This window comes from Rhodanobacter sp. FDAARGOS 1247 (assembly GCF_016889805.1).
GTDB lineage: Bacteria > Pseudomonadota > Gammaproteobacteria > Xanthomonadales > Rhodanobacteraceae > Rhodanobacter.
In genome coordinates this window covers 3,113,733-3,135,852 of the sequence record NZ_CP069535.1, presented here as the reverse complement: position 1 = coordinate 3,135,852, position 22,120 = coordinate 3,113,733, and the positions used below count along the sequence as shown (strand labels likewise).

Annotated in this window: 23 protein-coding genes; 15 read left to right on the top strand and 8 right to left on the bottom strand. The window is 68.1% G+C overall.

Annotated elements, in window-relative coordinates; genetic code table 11:
* Nucleotides 1-153: 153 nt before the first annotated feature.
* Nucleotides 154-3,189, top strand: a complete 3,036-nt coding sequence (locus tag I6J77_RS14310) for a PAS domain S-box protein (RefSeq protein WP_239309012.1) — start codon at nt 154-156, stop codon at nt 3,187-3,189.
* A 46-nt stretch (nt 3,190-3,235) separates the two neighbouring features.
* On the opposite strand, the gene I6J77_RS14305 is transcribed toward I6J77_RS14310, so the two are convergent.
* Together I6J77_RS14305 and I6J77_RS14300 are read right to left on the bottom strand one after the other, a co-directional pair.
* A complete protein-coding gene (locus I6J77_RS14305) occupies nt 3,236-3,592 on the bottom strand; it encodes a response regulator (protein ID WP_204109515.1) in 357 nt (118 codons plus the stop codon).
* A 132-nt stretch (nt 3,593-3,724) separates the two neighbouring features.
* On the bottom strand, nt 3,725-4,198 hold the full coding sequence (locus I6J77_RS14300; RefSeq protein WP_056715537.1) for a hemerythrin domain-containing protein: 474 nt from the start codon (nt 4,196-4,198) through the stop codon (nt 3,725-3,727).
* 198 nt (nt 4,199-4,396) lie between these two features.
* Between I6J77_RS14300 and I6J77_RS14295 the strand changes: the two genes are divergently transcribed.
* Nucleotides 4,397-4,780 (top strand): hypothetical protein, encoded by a 384-nt coding sequence (locus I6J77_RS14295; RefSeq protein ID WP_056715535.1) that lies wholly within the window; start codon nt 4,397-4,399, stop codon nt 4,778-4,780.
* A gap of 9 nt (nt 4,781-4,789) precedes the next feature.
* On the opposite strand, the gene I6J77_RS14290 is transcribed toward I6J77_RS14295, so the two are convergent.
* Nucleotides 4,790-5,662, bottom strand: a complete 873-nt coding sequence (locus I6J77_RS14290; RefSeq protein ID WP_204109514.1) for a DUF72 domain-containing protein — start codon at nt 5,660-5,662, stop codon at nt 4,790-4,792.
* Nucleotides 5,663-5,824: 162 nt separating this feature from the next.
* Here I6J77_RS14290 and I6J77_RS14285 point away from each other — a divergent pair, with 162 nt between their 5' ends.
* The 3 genes from I6J77_RS14285 (at nt 5,825) to I6J77_RS14275 (ending at nt 7,484) form a co-directional block, all read left to right on the top strand.
* The gene (locus I6J77_RS14285; protein ID WP_204109513.1) at nt 5,825-5,986 is read left to right on the top strand and encodes a hypothetical protein; all 162 of its coding nucleotides are present in this window, start codon (nt 5,825-5,827) and stop codon (nt 5,984-5,986) included.
* Nucleotides 5,987-6,091: 105 nt separating this feature from the next.
* The gene (locus tag I6J77_RS14280; protein ID WP_056715528.1) at nt 6,092-6,577 is read left to right on the top strand and encodes a DUF421 domain-containing protein; all 486 of its coding nucleotides are present in this window, start codon (nt 6,092-6,094) and stop codon (nt 6,575-6,577) included.
* 34 nt (nt 6,578-6,611) lie between these two features.
* Nucleotides 6,612-7,484, top strand: a complete 873-nt coding sequence (locus I6J77_RS14275; RefSeq protein ID WP_204109512.1) for a YihY/virulence factor BrkB family protein — start codon at nt 6,612-6,614, stop codon at nt 7,482-7,484.
* Between the two features lie 95 nt (nt 7,485-7,579).
* Here the strand turns inward: I6J77_RS14275 and I6J77_RS14270 are convergent, their stop codons facing one another.
* The 5 genes from I6J77_RS14270 to I6J77_RS14250 all read right to left on the bottom strand — a co-directional run bounded on the left by I6J77_RS14270 (nt 7,580) and on the right by I6J77_RS14250 (nt 12,500).
* Entirely contained in the window at nt 7,580-8,884 is a 1,305-nt protein-coding gene (locus I6J77_RS14270) for a S8 family serine peptidase (RefSeq protein WP_204109511.1), read from the bottom strand.
* Nucleotides 8,881-9,531, bottom strand: a complete 651-nt coding sequence (locus I6J77_RS14265; RefSeq protein ID WP_056715519.1) for a hypothetical protein — start codon at nt 9,529-9,531, stop codon at nt 8,881-8,883. Before I6J77_RS14265 ends, I6J77_RS14270 begins: the two co-directional genes overlap by 4 nt.
* Nucleotides 9,528-10,112 (bottom strand): sigma-70 family RNA polymerase sigma factor, encoded by a 585-nt coding sequence (locus tag I6J77_RS14260; protein WP_204109510.1) that lies wholly within the window; start codon nt 10,110-10,112, stop codon nt 9,528-9,530. Before I6J77_RS14260 ends, I6J77_RS14265 begins: the two co-directional genes overlap by 4 nt.
* 76 nt (nt 10,113-10,188) lie before the next feature.
* Complete coding sequence (locus I6J77_RS14255) at nt 10,189-11,019, bottom strand: hypothetical protein (protein WP_239309010.1); 831 nt, start codon at nt 11,017-11,019, stop codon at nt 10,189-10,191.
* A 122-nt stretch (nt 11,020-11,141) separates the two neighbouring features.
* Nucleotides 11,142-12,500 (bottom strand): cytochrome C, encoded by a 1,359-nt coding sequence (locus tag I6J77_RS14250; RefSeq protein ID WP_204109509.1) that lies wholly within the window; start codon nt 12,498-12,500, stop codon nt 11,142-11,144.
* 245 nt (nt 12,501-12,745) lie between these two features.
* Between I6J77_RS14250 and I6J77_RS14245 the strand changes: the two genes are divergently transcribed.
* The 10 genes from I6J77_RS14245 to I6J77_RS14200 all read left to right on the top strand — a co-directional run bounded on the left by I6J77_RS14245 (nt 12,746) and on the right by I6J77_RS14200 (nt 22,106).
* A complete protein-coding gene (locus I6J77_RS14245) occupies nt 12,746-13,183 on the top strand; it encodes an FdtA/QdtA family cupin domain-containing protein (protein WP_056715508.1) in 438 nt (145 codons plus the stop codon).
* Nucleotides 13,168-13,833 (top strand): acetyltransferase, encoded by a 666-nt coding sequence (locus tag I6J77_RS14240; protein ID WP_204109508.1) that lies wholly within the window; start codon nt 13,168-13,170, stop codon nt 13,831-13,833. The genes I6J77_RS14245 and I6J77_RS14240 overlap by 16 nt, the downstream gene beginning before the upstream one ends.
* A gap of 6 nt (nt 13,834-13,839) precedes the next feature.
* The gene (locus I6J77_RS14235) at nt 13,840-14,781 is read left to right on the top strand and encodes a hypothetical protein (protein ID WP_204109507.1); all 942 of its coding nucleotides are present in this window, start codon (nt 13,840-13,842) and stop codon (nt 14,779-14,781) included.
* Entirely contained in the window at nt 14,781-15,713 is a 933-nt protein-coding gene (locus tag I6J77_RS14230) for a GNAT family N-acetyltransferase (protein WP_204109506.1), read from the top strand. The genes I6J77_RS14235 and I6J77_RS14230 overlap by 1 nt, the downstream gene beginning before the upstream one ends.
* Nucleotides 15,713-16,852, top strand: a complete 1,140-nt coding sequence (locus I6J77_RS14225) for a DegT/DnrJ/EryC1/StrS aminotransferase family protein (protein WP_204109505.1) — start codon at nt 15,713-15,715, stop codon at nt 16,850-16,852. The genes I6J77_RS14230 and I6J77_RS14225 overlap by 1 nt, the downstream gene beginning before the upstream one ends.
* A complete protein-coding gene (locus I6J77_RS14220; protein WP_204109504.1) occupies nt 16,849-18,102 on the top strand; it encodes an O-antigen translocase in 1,254 nt (417 codons plus the stop codon). Before I6J77_RS14225 ends, I6J77_RS14220 begins: the two co-directional genes overlap by 4 nt.
* Entirely contained in the window at nt 18,102-19,049 is a 948-nt protein-coding gene (locus I6J77_RS14215; protein WP_204111500.1) for a glycosyltransferase, read from the top strand. Before I6J77_RS14220 ends, I6J77_RS14215 begins: the two co-directional genes overlap by 1 nt.
* Nucleotides 19,046-20,215, top strand: a complete 1,170-nt coding sequence (locus I6J77_RS14210; protein ID WP_204109503.1) for a hypothetical protein — start codon at nt 19,046-19,048, stop codon at nt 20,213-20,215. Before I6J77_RS14215 ends, I6J77_RS14210 begins: the two co-directional genes overlap by 4 nt.
* A gap of 10 nt (nt 20,216-20,225) precedes the next feature.
* Nucleotides 20,226-21,062: a Wzz/FepE/Etk N-terminal domain-containing protein gene (locus I6J77_RS14205; RefSeq protein WP_204109502.1), complete on the top strand. Its 837-nt coding sequence runs from the start codon at nt 20,226-20,228 to the stop codon at nt 21,060-21,062.
* A gap of 159 nt (nt 21,063-21,221) precedes the next feature.
* Nucleotides 21,222-22,106, top strand: coding sequence for a class I SAM-dependent methyltransferase (locus I6J77_RS14200; protein ID WP_204109501.1), 885 nt, complete (start codon nt 21,222-21,224; stop codon nt 22,104-22,106).
* The last annotated feature ends 14 nt before the right edge of the window (nt 22,107-22,120 follow it).

Genomic DNA, 22,120 nt, shown 5'->3' with positions numbered 1-22,120 from the left:
GCGTGAGAGGGTCGTGAATGCATCGCACGACGCTTCGAAGCCAGCCCTTCGAATCAGGTCGACAGACAGGGCATGGGGGTGGGGCGGATGGCTGGGACAGTTGGCGCGGGAGGTTACTCCGGATCTTTCCCGGCCTTGCTGGAGGCGATGCCGATGCCGGCCTATCTGTGCGACGGCAGCGGCGTGGTGCTTGCCTGCAATGCGAAGGCCGCCCGGCTGTGGGGCGATGCCCTGCGGGTCGGCGGCAGCGACCACGCGCTGTGGACCGCGGCCGGGGCATCGCCGCATGCAGCACAGGCCAGCGATGCAGCGGACGACATCGACATCGTGCTGGAGGCCGCCGCCGGCGAGCGGCTGCGCGCTTCGCTCAGCGTGTCGGCCGTGATGGGCGGCGAGCTTCCTTCCGGTGTTCTGCTGAAATGCTTCCAGCTGGCTCGCGCCAGCGACGACGCGGAAGACCTTTTCGAGAACGGCGCGGTGGGGCTGCGCCTGGTCGCGGCGGACGGCACGATACTGCGCGCGAACCGGACGGAACTGGACCTGCTTGGCTACCGGCGCGACGAATACGTGGGCCACAAGCTGGGCGAGTTCGATGCCGACGGCGACCGCCTGGCCCGGCTGCTCGAACAGGTCCGCGCGGGTGAATCGGTGGACCGGTATCCGGCCCGGCTGGTGGGTGCGGACGGTCGCGTGCGGCACGTGCAGATCAGCTCCAGCGGCCGCTTTGCCGATGGCCAGTTCGTCCACTCGCGCTGCTTCACCGTCGACGTCTCCGGGCAGGAGCAGCTGAGCCGGACGATCCGCAAGCGCGAGCAGTTTTCCGGCCAGGTGCTGCAGGCCCTGCCGGTGGCGGTCTACACCACCGATGCGGCAGGCAGGCTCACCTTCTTCAACGAGGCGGCGATCGATCTCGCCGGACGGCGCCCCTCGCTGGGCGAGAACTGGGCGGCCTCGTGGAAGCTGTCCGGACTGGACGGCACACCGCTGCCTCGCGAGCGGTATCCGATGGCCATCGCGCTCCGCGAGGCGCGGCCGGTGCACGGCGAGATGGTGGTGGCCGAACGGCCCGATGGCAGCCGGCTCACGCTGGCCACCTATCCCACGCCCCTGTTCGATGACGACGGCAGCCTCAGCGGCGGCGTGAACATGCTGCTCGACGTCACCGGACAAAAGGAAGCCGAGCAGGCCCTGCAAGGGCGCAACGCCCGGCTGGAACAGCGCGTGTCCGAACGCATCCGGGTGGCGGAAACGACGTCGATGAACCTGCATCGCAGCGAGCGCAATTTCGCCCTGCTGGTGGGCAGCGTGATCGACTACGCGATCTACATGCTCGATCCGCAGGGCGTGATCACCAACTGGAACGCCGGCGCCGAACGCATCAAGGGATACACCGCCGAGGATGTCATCGGCACGCATTTCTCCCGCTTCTACACGCCCGAGGATTGCGCCAGGGGCATGCCGGCGGCCGCCCTGGAGACCGCCCGCCGCGAAGGACGCTACAACGCGGAAGGGTGGCGCGTGCGCAAGGATGGCAGCCGCTTCTGGGCCAACGTGGTGGTCGACCCGATCCACGACGGCGGCAGGCTGATCGGTTTTGCCAAGATCACCCGTGACGTCACCGAGCGGATGCAGGCCGAGACGGCGCTGGTGGAAAGCGAATACCTGGCTCGCGGCGTGATCGACACCGCGCTGGACGGCTTCGCGCAACTGGACGAGGGCGGCCTGATCGTCCGCTGGAATCCGCGCGCGGAAAGCCTGTTCGGCTGGCAGCGGGAACAGGCCATCGGCCAGCCGCTGTCCGCCCTGGTGGTGGCGGAGCCGGACCGCCAGCGCTTCGAGGACAGCCTGCGCTCGCCGTCCGCGCGGGGTGCCTCGGGCGCGGCCGTGCGGCCGATCGAGATGGTCAGCCGTGATGGTCGCAGGATTCCGGTGGAGATCAGCGTCAGCTCGCTGTCCCTGCACCAGGGCTACCGCACCAACATCTTCATCCGCGACCTCAGCGAGAAGGTGCTGATCGAGGCGCAACTGCGTCAGGCGCAGAAGATGGAGGCGGTGGGCCAGCTGACCGGCGGGCTTGCCCACGACTTCAACAATCTTCTGCAGGGGATCATCGGTTCGCTCGACCTGATCCAGCTGCGGGTGGACGCGGGCAGGACGAGCGAGGTGACGCGTTTCGTCGATGGCGCGTTGAACTCGGCCAACCGCGCCGCGGCGATGACCCATCGGCTGCTGGCCTTCTCGCGACGCCAGCCGCTGGACCCGCGACCGGTGCAGGCCAATCCGCTGATGCTGTCGATGGCCGACCTGTTGCAGCGCACCCTGGGCGAACAGGTCAGCCTGGAATTCGACCTGGCGCCCGACCTCTGGCCGGCGCTATGCGATCCCAACCAGCTCGAAAGCGCCGTGCTGAACCTGTCGATCAACGCCCGCGACGCGATGCCCGAGGGTGGCCGGCTGATCATCCGCTCGCGCAACGTGACCGCCGACGACGTCAAGACGCGCCAATGGCATGAAGTGAACAGCGACCGCTACATCTGCATCGAGGTCGTTGACACCGGCATCGGCATGAGTCCCGAGGTGATCGATCGTGCGTTCGAGCCCTTCTTCACCACCAAGGCGGTGGGCCAGGGCACGGGGCTGGGCCTGTCGATGGTGTACGGGTTTGCGCGGCAGTCAAACGGCTACTGCGACATCCGCAGCATGCCGGGCCAGGGCAGCACCGTGGTGCTGTATCTGCCGTATCACCTGGACGAGACCGGGCGGGAAACCTTACCGCCGACACGGCTCGCGCCGGCTGCGCCCGGCCAGGGCGAGATCGTGCTGGTGGTGGAGGATGAAGAGGTGGTGCGCCACGTGGTGGTCGAGGTGCTGCATCAATTGGGCTACATGGTGCTGGAGGCCGCCGACGGCGAAGCGGGGCTGGCTGCGCTGAGGTCCTGCGAAGACGTCCACCTGCTGATTTCCGACATCGGCCTGCCCGGCATGAACGGTCGGGCCCTGGCCGATGCGTCGCGGGCCCTGCGGCCCGACCTCAAGGTCCTGCTGATGACCGGCTACGCGTCCGATGCTTCGGCATCCGAAGGATTTGCCGCGGGGATGGAGCTGATCACCAAGCCATTCACCGTCGAGGCGCTGGCGACCCGGCTGCGCCGAATGCTGGGGGATGCCCGGGCGGGGGACTTGTCCTGAGCGCGTGAAACGCGCGGTCGTTCAGCGAACCGTCGGCAAGCCGACGTCAGGCCAGCAGATCCTGCACGGCCTTGCACAGCGACTTCATGTCCAGCGGCTTCGACATCATCCGGACGCCGGGGAATTCCGCTGCCAGCTCCTGCAGGTCACCACCCGACATCACCATGAACGGCACCTGCCGCTGCTGCAGCGCGAGCATCACCGGGTGCGCGGTCTCGCCACGCAGGCCCACGTCGAGCAGGGCCGCATCGAAGTCGCCGCTCTCGATGTCACCCAGCGCATCGATGAGGGAGAGGTCGACGAAAACCTCCAGCCCCATGTCGCGCAAGCTGTCTTCCACCACCATGGCGACGACGGGGTCGTCCTCGACCACCAAGACCCGCTTTCCCTTTTCGAATGGCATCTTCCAAGTCCCGGCGACCGTGCATTGTCCGGGTGAGTGTAAGCCTTCCGGAAAGAAACGGAACGTCCGGCACGGCCGGACTGCGTGAAGTCCGGTCGTGCCGGGCGACAGCTCAGGCGCATGGCAACGGGTTCATCCCCGATCCGACTTCAACTGCTTGACCAGCTCGGCCTTGCGCATCGCCATCTTTTCGCCAAGCGACGCCAGGGTCGCCTTGTCGAGCAACTTCTTCGCACGGGGGAACATCTCCTTCTCTTCCTCGTCCGCGTGATGGGTCACCAGCTCCTTGAGGACCTTGGCGCGTCCGGAGAATTTCTCGTTGCCCACGGGCGTCGCCAGCAGGTCGGGCAGCACCAGGTCGCCGGCGGCCCGGTGTTCCTCCAGCGCCTCGAAGTACATCTTGTCGTCATCGGACTGGTCGCCGCGGGCCTTGAATGCGGGGTAGAAGATCTCTTCCTCGATGGTGGTGTGGGCCTTCAGCTCCACCCGAATCTTCTCCAGCAGTTCGGTGCGCTTCTTGACGCCGCGGGGCGTGCTTTGCGCCAATTCCTCGAGCAGCTTTTCCACCGCATCGTGGTCGTTCTTGAGCAGGGTGATCGCGTCCATGGGGAGCTCCGTTTGGGGGAAAGCCGACAATGCCCACCCGCCAGTGAATGGGTCGTGCAAGGTTTGCGCAGACGGCGTCACGCCCGCCGGGCTTTCCGTTTGCGCAGGTGCGTCGGCACAAGCTCTAGACAGAACGCACATCGGGACTTAACCGCCCGGCCGGCACGCTGCGATCCCCCTCCCGCAGCAGAGACGCCCATGTCCAGCCATGACCGCAAAGATCCGGCACATCCCGATTGCAAGGACACCCCGGCCGCGCCGGAAACGCCGGCCATGCGTGCGCAACGCAAGGCCAGGGAAAGCGACAACCAGGACGAGGCGCTGGAAGAAACCTTCCCGGCCAGCGATCCGGTTTCGCCCTTCGTGCCGGCGAAGGTGCCCGAGGTCGAGGCGACGGGCGCCACCGAAGCTCACGGCATCATCCATGAAGGACGCCGCCATGATCTGGCACAGATCCGCTCGCAGATGGACCCGGACCTGCTGGAACGGATAAGGGGCGAGGGCTACAGCGACCAGGAGTTCTTCAACGCCTATCTGATCGCCCACGCCGACAAGTACGGCGAGCGCTTCACGGTGCGCTGAAGGCGGCTGTCAGGCCTGCAGGCGCCGGCGCAGCTTCATCGCGTCGAACGGCGCCTTCACCTTGGCGTCGTTGTCGAAGTAGCAGTACACGTCGCGCGACTTTCGCGGTGGTGGGGGCGTGCTGCTGGCGCGATGGCTGTCGTCGGCGGACTGCCCGCCGCTCATCCATGCGCGGATGCGTCGGGCCCATTCGTCCAGCGCGGCATCGGAATAGCCGCTGGAATAGAGGACCTGGTCGCCATGCATGCGCATGTAGACGAAGCCTCCGGTCAGGTCATGCAGCTGGGGCCACGTCGTGGCCGCGTCGGAGACCACCAGGGCCACGCGATGCCTGCGCAACAGGGCGATGAAGGCAGGATTGCTGAAGCTGTCGCGGCGTATTTCGATGGCGTGCCGAAGGCGGTGATTGCGTCGTGGCGAGAGGTCGCCGACGAAGCGGGCGTGATGGTCGTGTTGCCTGGCCAGTCGCAGGGCGGACTGGCTGTCGCGCGGCAGCGAGGCAAGGAAGGCATCGAACAGCCCGTGGTCGTATTTCAGGTTCGGCGGAAACTGCCACAGCAGCGGTCCCAGTTTCTGGCGCAGCTCCAGCACACCGGAGGCAAAGAAATTGGCCAGGGGCTTGTCCACCTCGCGCAGCCGGCGCACGTGGGTGATGAAGCGTGGCGCCTTCACGGCGAAGACGAAACCGGGCGGCGTGTCGCGATACCAGCTGCGCCAGCTGTCGGGCCGCTGCAGCGAATAGAACGAACCGTTGATCTCGATGGTGTCGAGCTGGCGTGAGGCGTAGTGGAGTTCCAGTCGCTGCGGCAGCTCCTGCGGATAGAACCTTCCACGCCATGGCGCGTAGCGCCAGCCGGAAATGCCGATGCGCAGTCTGGCCATGGAGCTTCCACAAGTCATCGATGGGCGATGACGCTACCGCGCCGGCCGTGGTCCGCCGATGAAGACGGGTGGTGCCGGGTACCGGATCAGGGGGCGGTTTGTGGTCACCCTTTCTTGATGCGACCGCGTGCAAGGTGCAGCTTTCGACAGGAGAGCGCAGACATGGTCGAGCCGGTTCGAAACCGCAGGCATGGCGACGGCGATCGCAACGACGACGATGTCGCGAAGAAGGACGCCCCCAACCAGAAAGAGCGCGACCGCGAGGTCCGCGAAGACCGGCAGGACATCGACAGCGAGTCCCGCCGCAAGACCGGTGCGGGTTGATCGGTCGATGCCCGCCGGCATCCGCTTCAGGCTTCCGGCCGTGACCGTGGCCGCCGGATGCCCGCGGGGGAGCGCACGAACCCGCGGCAAGCCGTGGACAGACCGATGAACATGTCCTTTCTCGCGTTCAGCATGTCGCCCCTGGAGATCCTGGTCCGGGGCAGCCTGATGTATTGGTTCCTGTTCGTGATCTTCCGCTTCGTCCTGCGCCGCAACGCGGGATCGGCCGGGATCGCGGACATCCTGTTCGTGGTGCTGCTGGGCGACGCGGCGCAGAACGCCATGATCGGCGACGGCCAGACGGTGGCCGACGGCGCGACCCTGATCGCCACCCTGGTCTGCTGGAACTATCTGCTGGATTACCTGGGTTGCCGTTACGCGCTGATCTCGCGGCTGACCGACGCGCCGCCGGTGCTCATGATCCGCCACGGTCGCCTGCAGCGCGGCAACATGCGCCGGGAAAACCTCACCGAGCAGGAGATCGAAGCGCAGTTGCGGCTGTCCGACGTCGAGCGGCTCGACGAGGTCAGGGCGATGTACCTGGAAAGCGACGGCTCCTTCAGCGTGCTGAAGAAGAAGCGGTCGGCGTAGACGCGCCGCCAACGGTCAACCACCGGGGAAGCCCATGCAGCTGTCGCGACTGGCCAGCATCCTGCGCAAGACGATCGGAGGGATCGGCGACGACGCGCTGCTGACCCGCGCGGCGGCCATCGCGTTCTACTCCGCGCTGTCGTTCGCACCGCTGATCGTGTTGTTGCTGTGGCTGCTGGCTGCGTTGCGGCCGGAGTGGCAGCAACAGCTGACCGACGGGCTGGCCGGGATACTGGGCGCAAAGGCCGCCGGCGCGATCACCCTGGTGCTGCAGAACGCGAAGTCCAGGCCGACGCTGGGCAACGTCGCCGGGGTGGTGGGCCTGTTGATCACGCTGTTCAGCGCCTCGGTGGTTTTCGCCCAGTTGCAGGGCGCGCTCAACGTCATCTGGGATGTCCAGGCCCGCCCCGGCAAGGCCATCACCGCCTGGCTGTGGGCGCGCGCCCGGGCGATCGCGCTGCTGGTCGGCGTCACCTTCCTGCTGATCGTGTCGTTCGTGGTCAGCACGCTGATCCGTTTCTTCGTGCCGACGGATTCGTGGATCTGGAGCGTCGCCGAGCAGGTGATTTCGCTGCTGGTGTTCATCGCGGCGTTCGGCGCGATGTATCGCGTCCTGCCCGATGCGCGCATCGCGTGGGCGGATGCCTGGCGCGGCGCCTTGCTCACCACCGTGCTGTTCATCGCCGGCAAGTACGCGATCGACCTGTACATCCGCCACGCCAGCGTGGGCGGCGCCTACGGACCGGCGGGCGCGCTGGTGGTGCTGCTCACCTGGGTCTACTACGCCTCGACCATCGTGCTGATGGGCGCCGAACTCACCCACGGACTGTCCGCCGCCCGCGGCGAAAAGGCGCGGCCCGAGCAGCAGGCGGAACGTTCGAACGACAAGGAAATACGCAGCGGCTGAGCCGTGGTGTCCATCCGTGGGTGCCGGCGAAGATGCCCGCCGGCGACACGACGCGCGGGGCGCAAGATCACGGCCTCGCTGATGTGGCGGCCGGGTCAGCGGCCGGCTTTCCGCCTCTCGCGCAGGCGCGCCATGGCCGCCGCCGCATTCACCTGGAGCATGCCGTCGGAAACGCGGCTGCTCTGCAGCAGCAGGTCGTGGACCGAACGTGCATCCAGCGCGGGGGCCATCGCCAGCAGCAGAGCGGTGATGCCGCTGACATGTGCCGCCGCCATCGACGAGCCGGAGGTGAAGTCGTAGCCGCCGCCGGGCTGGGTGGTGAGGATGTCGCTGCCCGGGGCGCTCAGCACGCCGGGCGGCGCCTCCGTCGCACGGCTGGTGCGCACCACGATGACGCCCGGCGCGCGGTCGGGAAATCCGCCGACGTTGCCGTCCGGCGGCATCGCCGTGATCACGATGCGGCCCTGCTCGAGCAGACGGCTCAGCAATTCGTCGAGCAGGGGATCGGCGGGGCCGCCCAGGCTCAGGTTGATGATGCGCGTATCGGTGTCGATCACCGCCGCCAGCGCCTTGGCCAGGGTGAAGGTGTTGCAGCGGGCGCCCGCGCCGGGCACCGGCGGATACCAGCAGGCCTTGTAGACGCTCAGTACCGCGCCGGGCGCGATCCCCACGATGCCCCGGTGGTTGTCGGCGGTGGCGGCGATCACCCCGGCGACTTCGGTGCCGTGGTTGTCGCGGTCGAACGCCGTGCGGTCCGCGTCGACCAGGTTCTGCGTGTCGCGGATGCGCCCCTGCAGGTCGGGGTGGGCCAGGTCGGCGCCGGTATCGATGATCGCGACATGAACCCCGTCGCCGCGGCTGAGGTTGTGCGCGACGGCGGCATCGGTCTCGACGAAGCCGCGCTGCAGGTCGGCGTAGGGATCGTTGTATCGGCGGGCATCCGGTGGCGGCGGGTCGGCGTAGGTCGAATAGCTTTGCAGCGGCTGGGCGAGTCGCACCCGGGCGTCCGCGGCCAGCGCCTTGAGCAGCGTGTCGCGGGACATCCCGGGGGGCGGCGTCAGCACGATGCAGTACACGTCCAGCGCCTTGATCGGCCAGCCGGTCACCTCCTGCCAGCCATAGATCTTCTTCAGCGCCGCGAGGGTCGATGCCGCCCGCTGGCCGATCCCGTAGTTCGCCGATGGCAGGTAACCGAGCAGGCTGGAACCCGCGTGCGTAGCAGGCGGTGCCAGCGGATTGGCCACCGCCAGCACGATGTCGCGCTGGCTGTCCATGGTAGACACGCTGGCCAGCGTGGCGCGGCCCGTAGCGGCGTGATCGCCGGCCGACGCCACCGGCGGCAGGCGCGCGCAGGCACTCAGGGCCATCGCGGCAGCGAGGACCAGGACGCCGCATTTCATGGCGTGGTGGTCACCGGTTCGGCCAGGCGGATGCCGCGGGTGGCGCGCAGCTGCTGCAGCACGTGCTGCCGGGTCGAGTTCGGGCCTCGCGGCACGACCGTATAGGCGCCGACCTCATTGGGACCGGCGACCACCTGCAGGCCAAGGGCATGCAGCAACGCATCCCAGTCGGCGAGCTTCATGCCGGCATCGGGCACGACGTGGATGGAGCCCGCTGCGATCGAGCCCGGCGTGCCGGGCACGGGCGATTCGCTGAGCGTGCGGTAGCGGGGGCTGGCGTCTTCGGACCACAGTCGCATGCCCAGCGCACCGAGGCCGATCGCCTGGACCAGCACGGCGGCGACCAGGGCGCGGGTCAGCCAGCCTGCCGTGCGCGAGCGGGCGGGCGCTTCCAGCGGGGCGGGCGCATCCAGGCGACCCAGCAGGTGCTTCAGTCCCACGTTGGCATCCAGCGGAATGTCCGAGGGCAGCGACAGCGCCAGCTGCAGTCGGCTCTGCCGCGCAAACTCGGTGCGGCACGCCTCGCAATGCACCAGGTGGCTCATCAGTGATTCGCCCTGTTCCTGCGGGGCGCTGCCCTGCAGTACCCAGGGCATGGCTTCCCAGGCGCGGGCGCAGTCCCGGCCGGAATTTGTCTGGAACATCATGGCACGCTCTCTTCACGTATCGGCGAGTCGCCAGCCAGGGGGGGCAACACGTTGCGCAACTTCACGCGCGCATGGAACAGCCGCGCCTTCACCGTGCCGACCGGGCACTGCATGATGGCGGCCACCTCGTCCAGCGAGTGTCCCACGCCGTAGACCAGTTCGATCACGACGCGCTGGTCGACCGACAGGTGGACGAGTCCCTTGCCCAGCCAGTCGCGCAGTTCGCGGTCCTCATCCGGGTTGTGGGCGGGGACGCGGTCTTCCGGCACCGCGTCGTCCGCGACCGGTTCGTCGCCATGCTGGCGCAGGGCCTTCAGGCCGCAGCGATAGGCGATGCCCATGATCCAGGTGGAAACCCGCGAGTCGCCGTGGAAGTTGTCCGCTTTCTGCCAGGCGATCCAGAAGCAGTCGTTGATGACTTCCTCGATGACATCGGCGCGCCGCGTCAGACGCGACAGGAAGCGGCACAACCTGCCGTGGTAGCCGCGGTAGAGCACCGCCAGCGCGGCGCGATCGCCCGCCGCCATGCGCTGGAGCAGCATGCGGTCGGCGGTGTCGGCATCGTTATTAGCGTCGTTCATGGCTTCGCAGCTTGCGGTCGGACCCCGGTCGGTCAGTGCGTAGGTGACGTTTCAGCCCCAAAAGGTTGCCGTCGCATCAAAAGGATCGCGAGATGGTGGCCATCCAGGGCGATGCGTCGGGGTCCGGCGTCGAGCGCGACGACTCCAGGTCCGTGGCGACGCGATCGAGTTCGACCCGCCATGGCCCGTCAACCCACATCAGGCCGACATGGCCGTAGCGGTAGAAGCCTTCGCGATCGTGGTAGCGGTAGTGCCGGTAGCGGCTGTAGCTGTAGCTGTAGCGCACCGGGGGAACGTGCGCCACGCCGGCGCCGCCGGAAAGGAACAGGTGCTCCGTCAGCGGCCAGTGGACATCGAGGTCGGCGGCCGCCCGCGTCCGGCGGTCGCCCGCGCCGATGAGGCGGATGGCCGACACGCCGAAGGTCAGGGTGTCGCGGTAGAGCCAGTTGATCCCCGCCTCCCCGCGGTCGTAGGCGGTCGAACGGGCGTCGCCGGAGTGGCGGTAGTAGAGCACGCCGGCCTGCATTTGCCAGTCACCGGAAAGCGACCAGGAGCGCGAGCCCTGCAGCAGGCTCTGGGTGATGCGTCGTGGCGAGCGCAGTTCGGTACTGCCGGACAGGCCCAGTGACCAGCCCGCCGGCGACGCCCACGAAACGGCCGCCTGGATGATGGGCGTGGCCGGCGTGATCGCCAGGCCGCGGTCGACCAGCTGCGAACTGAGCGCGATCGTGCCGTTCGTGGCGGACGACCCGGCATCCGCCGGCGTGGGGTGGCAGGCGACGATGGCCAGGACAAGCAGACCCGCCCGGCTGCGGGCGGAGCTGCTGACGGCAGGGCCGTGCCGCGAACGCGCGTGGTCGCGGCGCGTGGCAGCAGGAGCATCGGGCTGCATGCGTTTGAACCACATCGTCTCGTCATTCGCTCGACCGGGCAGGGTTGCCTCCGATGGTCTTGCCGCACCACCGGGGCATGCCTGCCTTATAACCGATTTGCGAGCGCTGGATGTCCCGCCGGTGTCGCCCGCGCCCTTCAGAACGCCGCGCTCACGGAAATCGTGAAGGCGTCCAGGTCCCTGGCGTTGGTCGCCGGCGCTCCGGGCGGCGCACCGAAGATGTTCGTGCCGGCGCCGTTGAACCGGCTGAAGCGGAACCAGGTGCCGTAGATCCTCAGATTGGCCAGCGAGTTGAAGGACTCCTTGCCGAAAGGCACCCAGAACACGCTGACGAGATTGCTGGTGGTGTCCGGGCTGCCATACGGGATGTAACGGGCGGGATCGCGCGAGCCCGTGCTGACCATGTGGGACACGGCGATGCCGTAGCTCTGCTTGAAGGTATAGATGGCGGTGGCGATCTGGTCGCGGGCGTCGCCGTGCGACAGCGCCAGCAGGCCCGGCACCACCGGACTGGGCGGCGTGCTGCCGTAATCGCGCTTCTCGAAGATGTTCACGTAGCTGAGCTGCACGATGTGTTGCCGATTGCCCAGGTACTGGTAACTCAGGTCGTAACCCAGGTCGGTGATGTCGTCGGCGGGCCCCAGGCGCGGACGCTGGCGGCGGGTCGACAAGCCGACCACGCCGGCGGAGAAGAACTGGGTCTTGAATTCCCTCATGTAGGCAAAGCGGAAATACCCGGTGTCGCTGAGCCGGCCCGGATCGCTGCCGAGGGAATAGCCCAGGCGATCCTGCACCGACGGCTGCAGCGAGTTGTAGGTGCCGACTTCGCCATACCAGTTCGAGTCATACAGGCCGTAGACCGTGGCGCCGATCACGTGGTTGGCCGGGGCGGCGGGGCTGGAAAGATTCAGCAGGGTGCCGGTGACTCCCGGCGGCCCCAGCGTCGAAGCGGCTGGCAGGACGGCGAGCGGATCGTTGAAGCCCGGGTTGTTGTTGACGCTCACGCCGAGCGTCAGGTCCTTGCCGCCGAGCTTGAGCGACTTGGCGACGAAGCGCAGGTCGAGGTTGCTCAGCTTGGTGTTGTACTTGCCGCCGCCGACATTGTCGGTCTCGATCTTGACGAAGCCGCCGACATGATCGGTCAGTCGTCCGGCCAGGTAGATGTCGGCTTCCGTCAGCCGGGTCCGGTCCTCGCCGCGGGCAGGGTTGGTGTGCGCCAGCGTGAGCTGCGCGGCCAGCGGCAGTGCACCGGGGATGTTCGCCTCGGTGTAGCCGTTGATCTTGAAGCGCATGCCGGTCGGCGTCAGCGCCGGCCCGTTGTCGCCGCCGCCGTAGGCGCTGGCGTGGCAGACCGCGCAGACGTAGCCGGTCTGCCGGGCAAACGAGGGAGTCGCCTGCGCGCTGTTGCCGGCGACCAGCAGCAACAGCGCGAGGCCGTGCCACAGCCACGGGTTCAGGGGACGGCGGTTCGCAGGTCGGTTCAGGAAAGGCAGCATGGGATTTCCTTGTCGTGATCGGACGGCGATGAACGAAGCGTCATGTGCCCGTCAGCGCCGGCGCCCCGGTCATGCCAGCCGCGCTGCAGGAATGCGGGTAAGTGCCGAGCCGGCCGCGAAAGGTTGCGCCGGCGTCGGCAAGGCGTCGTCGTTCACGCCTTCGATGCACCACGCAACCTTTGTCCGGCCAGGCGGCACTCAGCGATGTAAGTCGTCATCCCATGATTTGCAGCCGGGCCTGAAACATGGAAATCCAGTGTGTCCAGTTGCACAAACATGGCGACAGCCGGGGCATGCTCGTCGCGCTGGAGCAGGATGGCAACGTGCCGTTCGCGATCCGCCGCGTGTACTACATCTTCGCCACCGGGCGCGACGTGCATCGTGGCCGGCACGCGCATCGCCATCTCAACCAGCTGGCGGTGGCGGTGCGCGGATCGGTGACCTTCCTGCTGGACGATGGCAACGGCGTGGCGGAGGTCGTGCTGGACGACCCCGCGCGCGGACTGCTGCTGGGCAGCATGGTGTGGCGCGAGCTGTACGATTTCAGCGACGACTGCGTGCTGATGGTGCTGGCCGACCATCCGTACGACCCGGACGACTACATCACCGACTACGGCGACTTCCAGCGCGAGGTCAACGGCGCCGCACAGCTGGAGGGCATGACGGCATGCCAAGGCCGCTAGTCCTCATCGGCGCGGGCGAGTTCGCGCAGATCGCCTGCGAATACTTCGAGCACGACAGCGACCTCGACGTGGTGGCCTTCAGCGTCGAGCGCGACTACCTGGCGCAGCCGACGCTGGCAGGGCGTCCCGTGGTGGCCTTCGAGACACTCGAGGCGGATTACCCGCCGGCCGAGGTGGACGTGTTTGTCGCCGTCCCCTCCAGCCAGCTCAACCGCCTGCGCACTCGCCTCTACCTCGACATGAAGCGCCGCGGCTATCGGCTGGCCACCTATGTCAGCACGCGCGCCTTCGTGTGGCGCAACGCCGAGGTGGGCGAGAACAGCTTCATCTTCGAAGGCAACGTGATCCAGCCGTTCGTGCGCGTCGGCAACAACTGCATCCTGTGGAGCGGCAACCACGTGGGCCATCGCACGGTGGTGCACGACAACGTGTTCATCGCTTCGCACGCGGTCATTTCCGGCTATTGCGAGATCGGTGCGAACAGCTTCATCGGCGTGAACAGCACCTTCAACGACCACGTCAAGGTGGCGTCCGACAACGTGATCGGCGCCGGTGCGCTGGTGACGCGCGATACCGAGCCGGGGCGGATCTACGTGGGCTCGCCCGCGCACGCCGTGCCGGACAAGTCCAGCTTCGACGTGAAGCTCTGAGCGCGCATGTACGCGTGGAGGAAAAAGGGGCTGGTGTTCGAAACCGCGCGACAGGGCGTGGGCGGCTGGATGCGCCACTCCGCGCTCACGCCCACGCCGTATCGCCTCGACGACGAGACCATCCGCGTCTACGCGGGGTTTCGCGACGACGAAGGCGTCAGCCGCATCGGCCACGTCGACGTGCGGGCGGACGATCCGGCGACGATCGTGCGGGTCGGCGCCGAACCGGTGCTCGACATCGGCCGCCCCGGCTGCTTCGACGACAACGGGATGATCCTGGGCGACGTGGTCGACGCGCCGGGCGGCCTGCACATGTTCTACGTCGGCTTCCAGCGCGTGGCGCGGGCCAAGTTCCTGGCCTTCACCGGCCTGGCTGTCTCGACCGACGGCGGCGATCACTTTTGGCGCGTGCAGGAAACGCCGATCCTGGATCGGGCGCCCGGTCGCAGCACCATCGGCGCGGTGCATGCGGCCATCCACGAGAACGGTCGCTGGCGGCTGTGGTATGCGGTGGGCGACGACTGGGAAATCATCGGCGGCCAGCCGTTTCCGCGCTACCACATCCGCCATGCGGAGACGGATGATCTCCGCGCGATGCCCCGCGAAGACCAGGTCTGCCTGCTGCCGCGCGGCAGCGAGTACCGGATCGGTCGGCCGCGCGTCTATCGGCTCGGCGGCAGATACCTCATGTACTTCACGCGGGGCAACCTCACCGGCGAATATTTTCCCGGCGTGGCCTGCAGCGACGACGGCATCCACTGGGAACGCCATGACGAGTCGCTGGGCCTCACGCTTTCCGCCAGCGGCTGGGACTCGCGCACCCTCTGCTATCCCGCGCTGATCCGCCAGCGCGACAAGCTGCTGATGTTCTACAACGGCAACGACATGGGCGTGGATGGCTTTGGCGTGGCCGAGGCGCGCCTGTCCCCTGTCGAGGGTGGCGCGTGATGCTCACCATCAGGCCCTATGCATCGACCGACGCGAGCGCCTGGGATGCGCTGGTGGCGCGCTCGCGCAACGGCAACCTGCTGCATCGGCGCGGCTACATGGACTATCACGCCGACCGCTTCGTCGATGGCTCCCTGCTGGTCGAGCGCGATGGCGAAGTCGTGGCGGTGTTTCCGGCGAACCTCGCGGGCAAGCTGGCGACCAGCCACGGCGGCCTCACCTACGCCGGGCTGATCAGCAGCCAGGCCCTGCGCGCCGAAGCGACGCTGGCCGTGTTCGGGCAGATCGCCGGGCACTATCGCGCGCTCGGCGTGGAGCGCATCGTCTACAAGGCGGTGCCCCATGTGTTCCATGCGTATCCGGCCGAGGAGGATCTGTACGCGCTGCAGCGCATGGGCGCGCGGCTGATCCGTCGCGACCTGTCGTCGGTGATCGCGCTGCGGGAGCCGTTCCGGTTTACCGAGGCGCGCCGGCGTTCGGTCAGGAAGGCGGCACGGGCAGGCATCGACCTGCAGGTCGGCGCCGATCCGGCCGACTTCCACGCCTTGCTGGTGGAGGTGCTGGACAGGCACCACGTCGCACCGACCCACAGTCTGGCGGAGCTGCGCCTGCTGCAGGCGCGCTTCCCCGGGCAGATCGTGCTGCACGAGGCGCGCAGGCAGGGCGTGCTGCTGGCCGGCGCCCTGGTCTACGATTTTGGCCGCGTGGTGCATACCCAGTACTTGGCCGCCTCGGAGCAGGGGCGACCGCTCGATGCGCTCAGCTTCCTGCTCGCCGCGCTGATCGGCGACACGTATGCGGACCGGCATCACTTTTCCTTCGGTGTCTCCACCGAGCAGGCCGGCACCGTGCTCAACGGCGGGCTGGTCACGCAGAAGGAATATTTCGGCGCACGCGCCATCGTGCACGATGTCTACGAGTGGCCGCTGTGATGGACGCCATCGCGGATACCCGCCGGGTCGACGTACCGTTCCTGGATCTCGGCGAGGTCAATGCGCGTTACGCCGACGAGCTGAAGGCCGCGGCGGCGCGCGTCATCGATTCGGGCTGGTATGTGCTGGGCGAGGAGCTGGCGGCGTTCGAGCGGGAGTTCGCCGCCTGGTGCGGCCTGCGCCATGCCGTGGGCACGGGCAACGGGCTGGATGCGTTGTCGCTGATCTTGCGCGGCTACCGGGAACTCGGCCTGCTCGCCGAGGGCGACGAGGTCATCGTGCCCGGCAACACCTTCATCGCCAGCTTCCTGGCGATCAGCGAGAACCGGCTGGTGCCGGTGCCGGTGGAGCCGGACGCGGCGACGTTCAATATCGATCCGGCCTGCGTGGCAGCGGCGATCGGTCCGCGCACGCGGGCGATCATGGCGGTGCATCTGTATGGCCAGCTGGCCGACATGCCGGCGCTGCGGGCGCTGGCCAGGCAGCACGGGCTGCTGCTGATCGAGGATGCGGCGCAGGCCCACGGCGCGATGCGCGACGGCTGCCGGGCCGGCGCGTTCGGCGACGCCGCGGCCTTCAGCTTCTTCCCGGCCAAGAACCTCGGCGCGCTGGGCGACGGCGGCGCGGTGGTGACCGACGACGACGCGCTGGCGCGACGGATCGCGGCGCTGCGCAACTACGGCTCCGACGTGAAATACCGCCACCTCTACCAGGGCGTGAACTCGCGCCTCGACGAAATGCAGGCGGCCATGCTGCGGGTGAAGCTGAAGCATCTCGATGCGGACGTGGCGTGGCGCCGCCGCGTGGCGCGTCGCTATCGCGATGGCATCCACCATCCGCAGATCCGGCTGCCGCACGTGGTTCGCGGGGAACAGCACGCCTGGCACCTGTTCGTGTTGCGCAGCGCGCAGCGCGATGCGTTGCAGCGGCATCTGCGCGCGCGGGGCATCCAGACCCTGGTGCACTATCCGGTGCCGGTGCATCGGCAGCCTGCGTACCCGTCGTTGCAGCACGTCCACCTGCCGCTGACCGAGCGGCTGTGCGGGGAAGTGCTGAGCCTGCCGATGGGACCGACCTTGCGCGATGACGACGTGGATCGCGTGATCGACGCCTGCAACGCGTTCGGGCGCGGCGCATGAACATCGTCCGCACCGGTTTCTACACCAGCATCGCCACCGCGGCGCGGCTGCTCGCCGGGCTGGTGGCGATCAAGCTGGTGGCGTGGTTCGCCGGGCCCGAGGGCGTGGGCAAGCTCGGCCAGTTCATGAGCCTGATGTCGCTGCTGGCGGTGCTGGCCGGCGGCGGCATCGGCGCGGCCATCGTGAAACATGTCGCCGAGTACCGCGACGATCCGCAGCGGCTGTCGCGCCTGCTGTCCGCCGCGCTGTGCTACGCGTTCTGCGCGTCCTGCCTGATGGGTGGCGTGGCGCTGCTGCTCAGCCGGCAGCTCGCGACATGGCTGCTGGGCGATCCGCAGTACGCCGGGCTGATCCGCGTGCTCGCCGTCGCCCAGCTCGGCATTGCGCTGCTCAACTACCTCCTCGCGGTGGTCAACGGCTTCATGGACGTGCGCCGGCTGGCCTTCATCCAGGTCAGCGGCTCGCTCATCGGCATCGTGATGATGGTCTGGCTGGCGCGCTGGCAGCACCTGCATGGTGCGCTGCTGGCGCTGGTGCTGGGCCAGTTGTCGTGGCTGCTGGTGGGCCTGCCGGCGTGGTGGCGCAGCTCGTACTTCCGCCGCGGCATGCTGCGGCTGCGCTACGACCGCGAGATGAGCTTGCGGCTGGCCACGTTCTCGGTGATGACGCTCAGCTCCGCCCTGCTGCCGCCGCTGGTCAACATCGCGGTGCGCGATCACCTGGCGCTGCAGTTCGGCTGGGAGCCGGTCGGCTATTGGCAGGCCGTGAGCAAGGTGTCGGACGCCTACCTGCTGTTCTTCACCACGGCGATCAACATCCATTACCTGCCCAGGCTGGCGTCGACGCACGAGCGGGCGGCCCTGCTGGCCGAACTGCGCACCGCCTGCCGCATCCTGCTGCCGGCGGTCGTCGTGCTGGCGGCGGCGGTCTACGCGCTGCGGGAATGGGTGACGCGGCTGCTGTTCACGCCGGACTTCGCCGCCGCCAACGCGCTGTACGGCCCGCAGCTGGTCGGCGACGTGATCAAGATCGCCTCCTTCATCCTTTCCTACCTGATGCTGGCCAAGGCGATGACGAAGCTGTTCGTCGTTTCCGAATGCGTGTTCGCCGCCAGCTATGTCGTGCTGGTCTGGGTGCTTGCCGCGCGCTTCGGCCTGGTCGGCGCGATGTATGCGTTCGCGCTCAACTACCTGCTGTATCTGGGCTTCAACCTGCTGGTGGCCCGGCGCTACCTGGGAGGGCTGCGATGATGGACGGCGACGTGCCGAGGGACGTGGCGGCGATGCCGCTGGTGTCCGTGCTGATACCGGCGTTCAACCACGAGCGCTTCGTGCAGCGCTGCCTGGACAGCGTGCTGGAAGATCCGTATCCGGCCAAGGAGCTCATCGTTATCGACGACGGCTCCACCGACCGCACCGCCGAACGCATCGCCGACTGGGTGGCGATGCATTGCATGGACATCCCGATCGAGTACGTGCGACGGGAGAACCGCGGCATCGCGGCGACGCTGAACGAACTGGCGGCGCGCGCCAACGGCGACTTCCTGCGCCCGGGCGCCAGCGACGACTACCTGCTGCCCGGCGGACTCGACGCCCAGATGCGCTACCTGCTGGCGCATCCGGACAAGGGCGCGGTGATCGGTGACTCGATCGTCGTCGACCAGCATGGCAACCGGATGCACGACAGCGGCATGCGCGTGCTGCATCGTGCCGACAAGCGGCTGTATCGATCCGATGACGGCATCCGCCGCGCCATCATCAGCCACTGGGCCATCGGCGGGCCGGTGGCGCTGATGCGACGAAGCGCGCTGGACACCGTCGACCGCTGGAGCGAAGGCCTGCGCATCGAGGACTGGGATCTGTTCCTGCGCCTGGCCGCGGCCGATGCGCTGGGCTTCATCGACGTCAGCGTCTGCGCCTACCGCATCCACGGCGCAAACCTGAGCAAGACGCGACACACCGCGACCCGGATCGCCAACCTGGCCGAGTCGCGGCAGGTGGCGCAGCGCCGGGCCTGCCTGTTCGACGAACCGTACAAGACCCTGCTGCAGGCGCAGTCGCACTACATCGGGGCCAAGATCTCGTTCCTCCAGCGGCAGCCGTTGCCGGTGGCCGCCCACCTGCTGGCGTATGCCTGGCTGGCCGCGATGTCGAGGCTGGCGTCGCCCTCGGCGGACCACCGCGCGGAGGCGACATGAAACGCCTGGTGTGCCTGCCCTCGGCCTATCTCGCGCTGCCGCTGCTGCTGGCCTGCGCGGTGACGCTGTTCACCTACGAGCTTCCGCTCGACTACCTGCCGGGCGTGCTGCTGCTGGCGGTGATGGCTGCGGCGATCCTGCTGTTCGACGTGCAGGCAGGGGTCAGGATTCCGCCGGCCGCGCGGTTCCGCGCCCGCCGCTACGGCGGCACGCGCGATGCCTTCGTGGCGCTGGTCCTGGCCGGGCTGGTCGCCGCCTTCTGCCTGCTCGACCTGGCGCTGTTCCCGATCCCGCTGTTCAACAATCCGTCGGCCTACGCGGTGATGGAAGGCGGCCACGAACACATCCGGCACGTGTCGGACATGTGCTGGGTGCTGCCGCCGATCGGGCTGCTGTGCGCAAGGAATCGCTGGCTGCGCAACACGCTGATCGCCGTCGGCTTCCTGTTCCCGGTGCTGGTGATCGATCGCAACCGGGTGTTCGCCACGGTGTTCGCGTTTGCGCTGCTGATCATGCTGCGGCGGGACGAGGCCAGGCCCCTGCCGTGGAAGGCCGTCGGCCTGCTGGGCTTCGTCGGCGTCAGCGTCTTCTCGGTTCTCGGCATGCTGCGCTCGGGGCCGCTGGATCACGTCACCCTGCCGTTCGGCGCGATGTACCGCGCGGCGCCGGAAGGAATCAAGTGGCTGCTGCTCTACGTCAGCGCCGGGCCTTACAACTTCAGCGCGATCCTGGCCAAGGGGTACGTCAACGCCGACTTCCTGATCCACCAGGTCGTGCCGCTGAGCGGTTCGGTCGCGACGGCCGGCACGACGATCCCGCTGGATGCGTCGAACATCAACGTGGGCACGGAGTTCTTCCCGTTCCTGATGGCGCTCGGCCCGTTCGGCGCGGTGGTTTCCATCGTGGGGCTGTACGCGATGCTGCTGTGGAGCGTGCAGCGCCTGCGCCCCACGGTGCCGCTGTTTTCCCTGCTGATCTTCCTGCGGGTTTCCTACGTCTGCGTGATGGCGCCGTTCGCGCCGCAGGCCTACACGTGGACGAACGCCGGCTTCATAGGCCTGTGCCTGGTCCTGCAGGTTTTCGCCGCGTGGCTGCCGAACCGGCGGTCGCCCGAACCGGTGCCCGCGACGACCGCGCACACCCCTTTCCCTTCCTCTTCCCGCTGAGCGCAGAACCATGGAACAAGACGAAATCTATCTGATCGATCTGTGGCGGATCTTCACCCGTGGCTGGATGTGGTTCGTCGGGGTGCTGCTGCTGACCCTGGCCTGCACCTACGTCTTCGCGCACACGGTGAAACGGCAATGGCAGGCGACCGCGTGGATCCAGATCGGCCAGGTCGGGCAGGTCATGTCCGGCCAGGATCCGAAGGTCGAGCCGCTGCTGCGGGTGATCGAGCGGCTGGAACGGGTGCCGTTCGAAAACGAGATCCTGAAAAGCGCTGGCTATGCCGACACCTCGCCGGTGGCCAGGCTCTATCGCAACAGCCTGAAGCTGGAGCCGATGCCCTATGCCGGCCCGCTGATCCGCCTCACGGTGCGGGCGTATTCGCGCCAGCAGGCGGTCGAACTGGCCAACGCGACGGTCGCCCGGCTCAGCGAGGTCCATCGGCAACTCGAGGAGGTGCCGTTGAAGGCGGCGCGGGCGCGCCTCAGCCAGCTCGAGGCCGACCTGCAGACGGCGCTGGCCGACCAGGCCCGCTACCGGCAGGCGGCGATGCCGGGAAACCAGGGCGGGGCGGACAGCAAGGACGTGCAGAACCCGATGCTGGCCAGCCTGCTGCTGGCCAACAAGAACGAAGAGATCCGCGGCCTGCGGGCAGGGCGCATCGATCTGCTGGAGCGTCTCGGGCCCACCTACACCTACAGCACGTCGATGATGTGGCCAGCCTACGTGCCCGACAAGCAGGCGTTTCCCAATCCCGAACTGACCTGGGGCATCGGCCTCCTGCTGGGCCTGTTCCTGGGCGCCTTCGTGACCGTGGTGATGGCACGAAGGCGGCGGCCCGCCTGACGCGGGCGATGCATCCGGCGCCGGCGCCATTCAACCAAAACGGCGCTGGCCGGCACTCACGGATCAGCTCCATGAAGTTGCCGGGACCGCTCCGTGACGGGTGCGCGGATGGCGTGGCGAATGGACGGCTGCATCACGGTGGAACGGAGTGGGTTCGATATGCGCGGATGGCACAAGCTGGAAACAGGGCGGCGCGAGGCACCTGCCGGAAGTGTCCGCCAGCCTCCGCGGCGCGCGCCGCCGGACGAGGCGCAACTGCTCGATACGCAGCGGGCGTTCGACAGCGTGGCCGCCGACTATGACGGGCCGCGCGGCAACAACGAGCTGATCCAGCGCATGCGGCTGACCCTGTGGGACGCCGTGCACAGCGCGGCGCCGCCGGGCGCACGCCTGCTCGACCTGGGCTGCGGCACCGGTATCGACGCGCTCGAATTCGCCCGGCGCGGCTTCCACGTCGTCGCCACCGACTGGTCGCCGCTGATGGTCGAGCGGGCGCGGGCACGGGCGGCGGCAGCGGCGCTGCAGTCGCGCGTCACGGCCATGCATCTGGGCGTGCAGCAGCTCGATCGGCTCGAGGGCGAGTTCGACGGCATCTACTCGAACTTCGGCCCGCTGAACTGCGCGCCGGACCTCGCCGCCGTCGCGGCCGAATGCGCGCGCCTGCTGCGCCCCGGCGGCAGCCTGGTGTTTTCGGTGATGGGCCGGATCTGTCCGTGGGAGCTGGGGCACTACGCGCTGCGCGGCCGCTTCCGGCGCGCCGGCGTGCGCGCCGCGCGGGGCGCGACGGCGGTGGGCATGAACCGTCACACGATCTGGACCCGCTACTACCTGCCGCGCGAGTTCTATCGCGCGTTTGCCGAACACTTTTCGCTGGAGGGCTATCGCGCGCTGAGCCTGTTCATGCCGCCGCCGTACCTGGTGGACTACTACCGTCGCCGGCGCCGCTGGTACGAACGGCTGGGCCGGCTCGACGATCGCCTGGGCGCGCTGCCGCTGCTGCGCGACATGGGCGACCATTTCCTGATCGTGATGCGGCGGCGCTGAGCGCATGGACTTCC

What these genes read in the sequence shown, in the direction of transcription:
- I6J77_RS14310 (WP_239309012.1), top strand. Translation starts at nt 154, where the DNA reads ATGCCGGCCTATCTGTGCGACGGCAGCGGCGTGGTGCTTGCCTGCAAT.
- I6J77_RS14305 (WP_204109515.1), bottom strand. Translation starts at nt 3,592, where the DNA reads ATGCCATTCGAAAAGGGAAAGCGGGTCTTGGTGGTCGAGGACGACCCC.
- I6J77_RS14300 (WP_056715537.1), bottom strand. Translation starts at nt 4,198, where the DNA reads ATGGACGCGATCACCCTGCTCAAGAACGACCACGATGCGGTGGAAAAG.
- I6J77_RS14295 (WP_056715535.1), top strand. Translation starts at nt 4,397, where the DNA reads ATGTCCAGCCATGACCGCAAAGATCCGGCACATCCCGATTGCAAGGAC.
- I6J77_RS14290 (WP_204109514.1), bottom strand. Translation starts at nt 5,662, where the DNA reads ATGGCCAGACTGCGCATCGGCATTTCCGGCTGGCGCTACGCGCCATGG.
- I6J77_RS14285 (WP_204109513.1), top strand. Translation starts at nt 5,825, where the DNA reads ATGGTCGAGCCGGTTCGAAACCGCAGGCATGGCGACGGCGATCGCAAC.
- I6J77_RS14280 (WP_056715528.1), top strand. Translation starts at nt 6,092, where the DNA reads ATGAACATGTCCTTTCTCGCGTTCAGCATGTCGCCCCTGGAGATCCTG.
- I6J77_RS14275 (WP_204109512.1), top strand. Translation starts at nt 6,612, where the DNA reads ATGCAGCTGTCGCGACTGGCCAGCATCCTGCGCAAGACGATCGGAGGG.
- I6J77_RS14270 (WP_204109511.1), bottom strand. Translation starts at nt 8,884, where the DNA reads ATGAAATGCGGCGTCCTGGTCCTCGCTGCCGCGATGGCCCTGAGTGCC.
- I6J77_RS14265 (WP_056715519.1), bottom strand. Translation starts at nt 9,531, where the DNA reads ATGATGTTCCAGACAAATTCCGGCCGGGACTGCGCCCGCGCCTGGGAA.
- I6J77_RS14260 (WP_204109510.1), bottom strand. Translation starts at nt 10,112, where the DNA reads ATGAACGACGCTAATAACGATGCCGACACCGCCGACCGCATGCTGCTC.
- I6J77_RS14255 (WP_239309010.1), bottom strand. Translation starts at nt 11,019, where the DNA reads ATGTGGTTCAAACGCATGCAGCCCGATGCTCCTGCTGCCACGCGCCGC.
- I6J77_RS14250 (WP_204109509.1), bottom strand. Translation starts at nt 12,500, where the DNA reads ATGCTGCCTTTCCTGAACCGACCTGCGAACCGCCGTCCCCTGAACCCG.
- I6J77_RS14245 (WP_056715508.1), top strand. Translation starts at nt 12,746, where the DNA reads ATGGAAATCCAGTGTGTCCAGTTGCACAAACATGGCGACAGCCGGGGC.
- I6J77_RS14240 (WP_204109508.1), top strand. Translation starts at nt 13,168, where the DNA reads ATGCCAAGGCCGCTAGTCCTCATCGGCGCGGGCGAGTTCGCGCAGATC.
- I6J77_RS14235 (WP_204109507.1), top strand. Translation starts at nt 13,840, where the DNA reads ATGTACGCGTGGAGGAAAAAGGGGCTGGTGTTCGAAACCGCGCGACAG.
- I6J77_RS14230 (WP_204109506.1), top strand. Translation starts at nt 14,781, where the DNA reads ATGCTCACCATCAGGCCCTATGCATCGACCGACGCGAGCGCCTGGGAT.
- I6J77_RS14225 (WP_204109505.1), top strand. Translation starts at nt 15,713, where the DNA reads ATGGACGCCATCGCGGATACCCGCCGGGTCGACGTACCGTTCCTGGAT.
- I6J77_RS14220 (WP_204109504.1), top strand. Translation starts at nt 16,849, where the DNA reads ATGAACATCGTCCGCACCGGTTTCTACACCAGCATCGCCACCGCGGCG.
- I6J77_RS14215 (WP_204111500.1), top strand. Translation starts at nt 18,102, where the DNA reads ATGGACGGCGACGTGCCGAGGGACGTGGCGGCGATGCCGCTGGTGTCC.
- I6J77_RS14210 (WP_204109503.1), top strand. Translation starts at nt 19,046, where the DNA reads ATGAAACGCCTGGTGTGCCTGCCCTCGGCCTATCTCGCGCTGCCGCTG.
- I6J77_RS14205 (WP_204109502.1), top strand. Translation starts at nt 20,226, where the DNA reads ATGGAACAAGACGAAATCTATCTGATCGATCTGTGGCGGATCTTCACC.
- I6J77_RS14200 (WP_204109501.1), top strand. Translation starts at nt 21,222, where the DNA reads ATGCGCGGATGGCACAAGCTGGAAACAGGGCGGCGCGAGGCACCTGCC.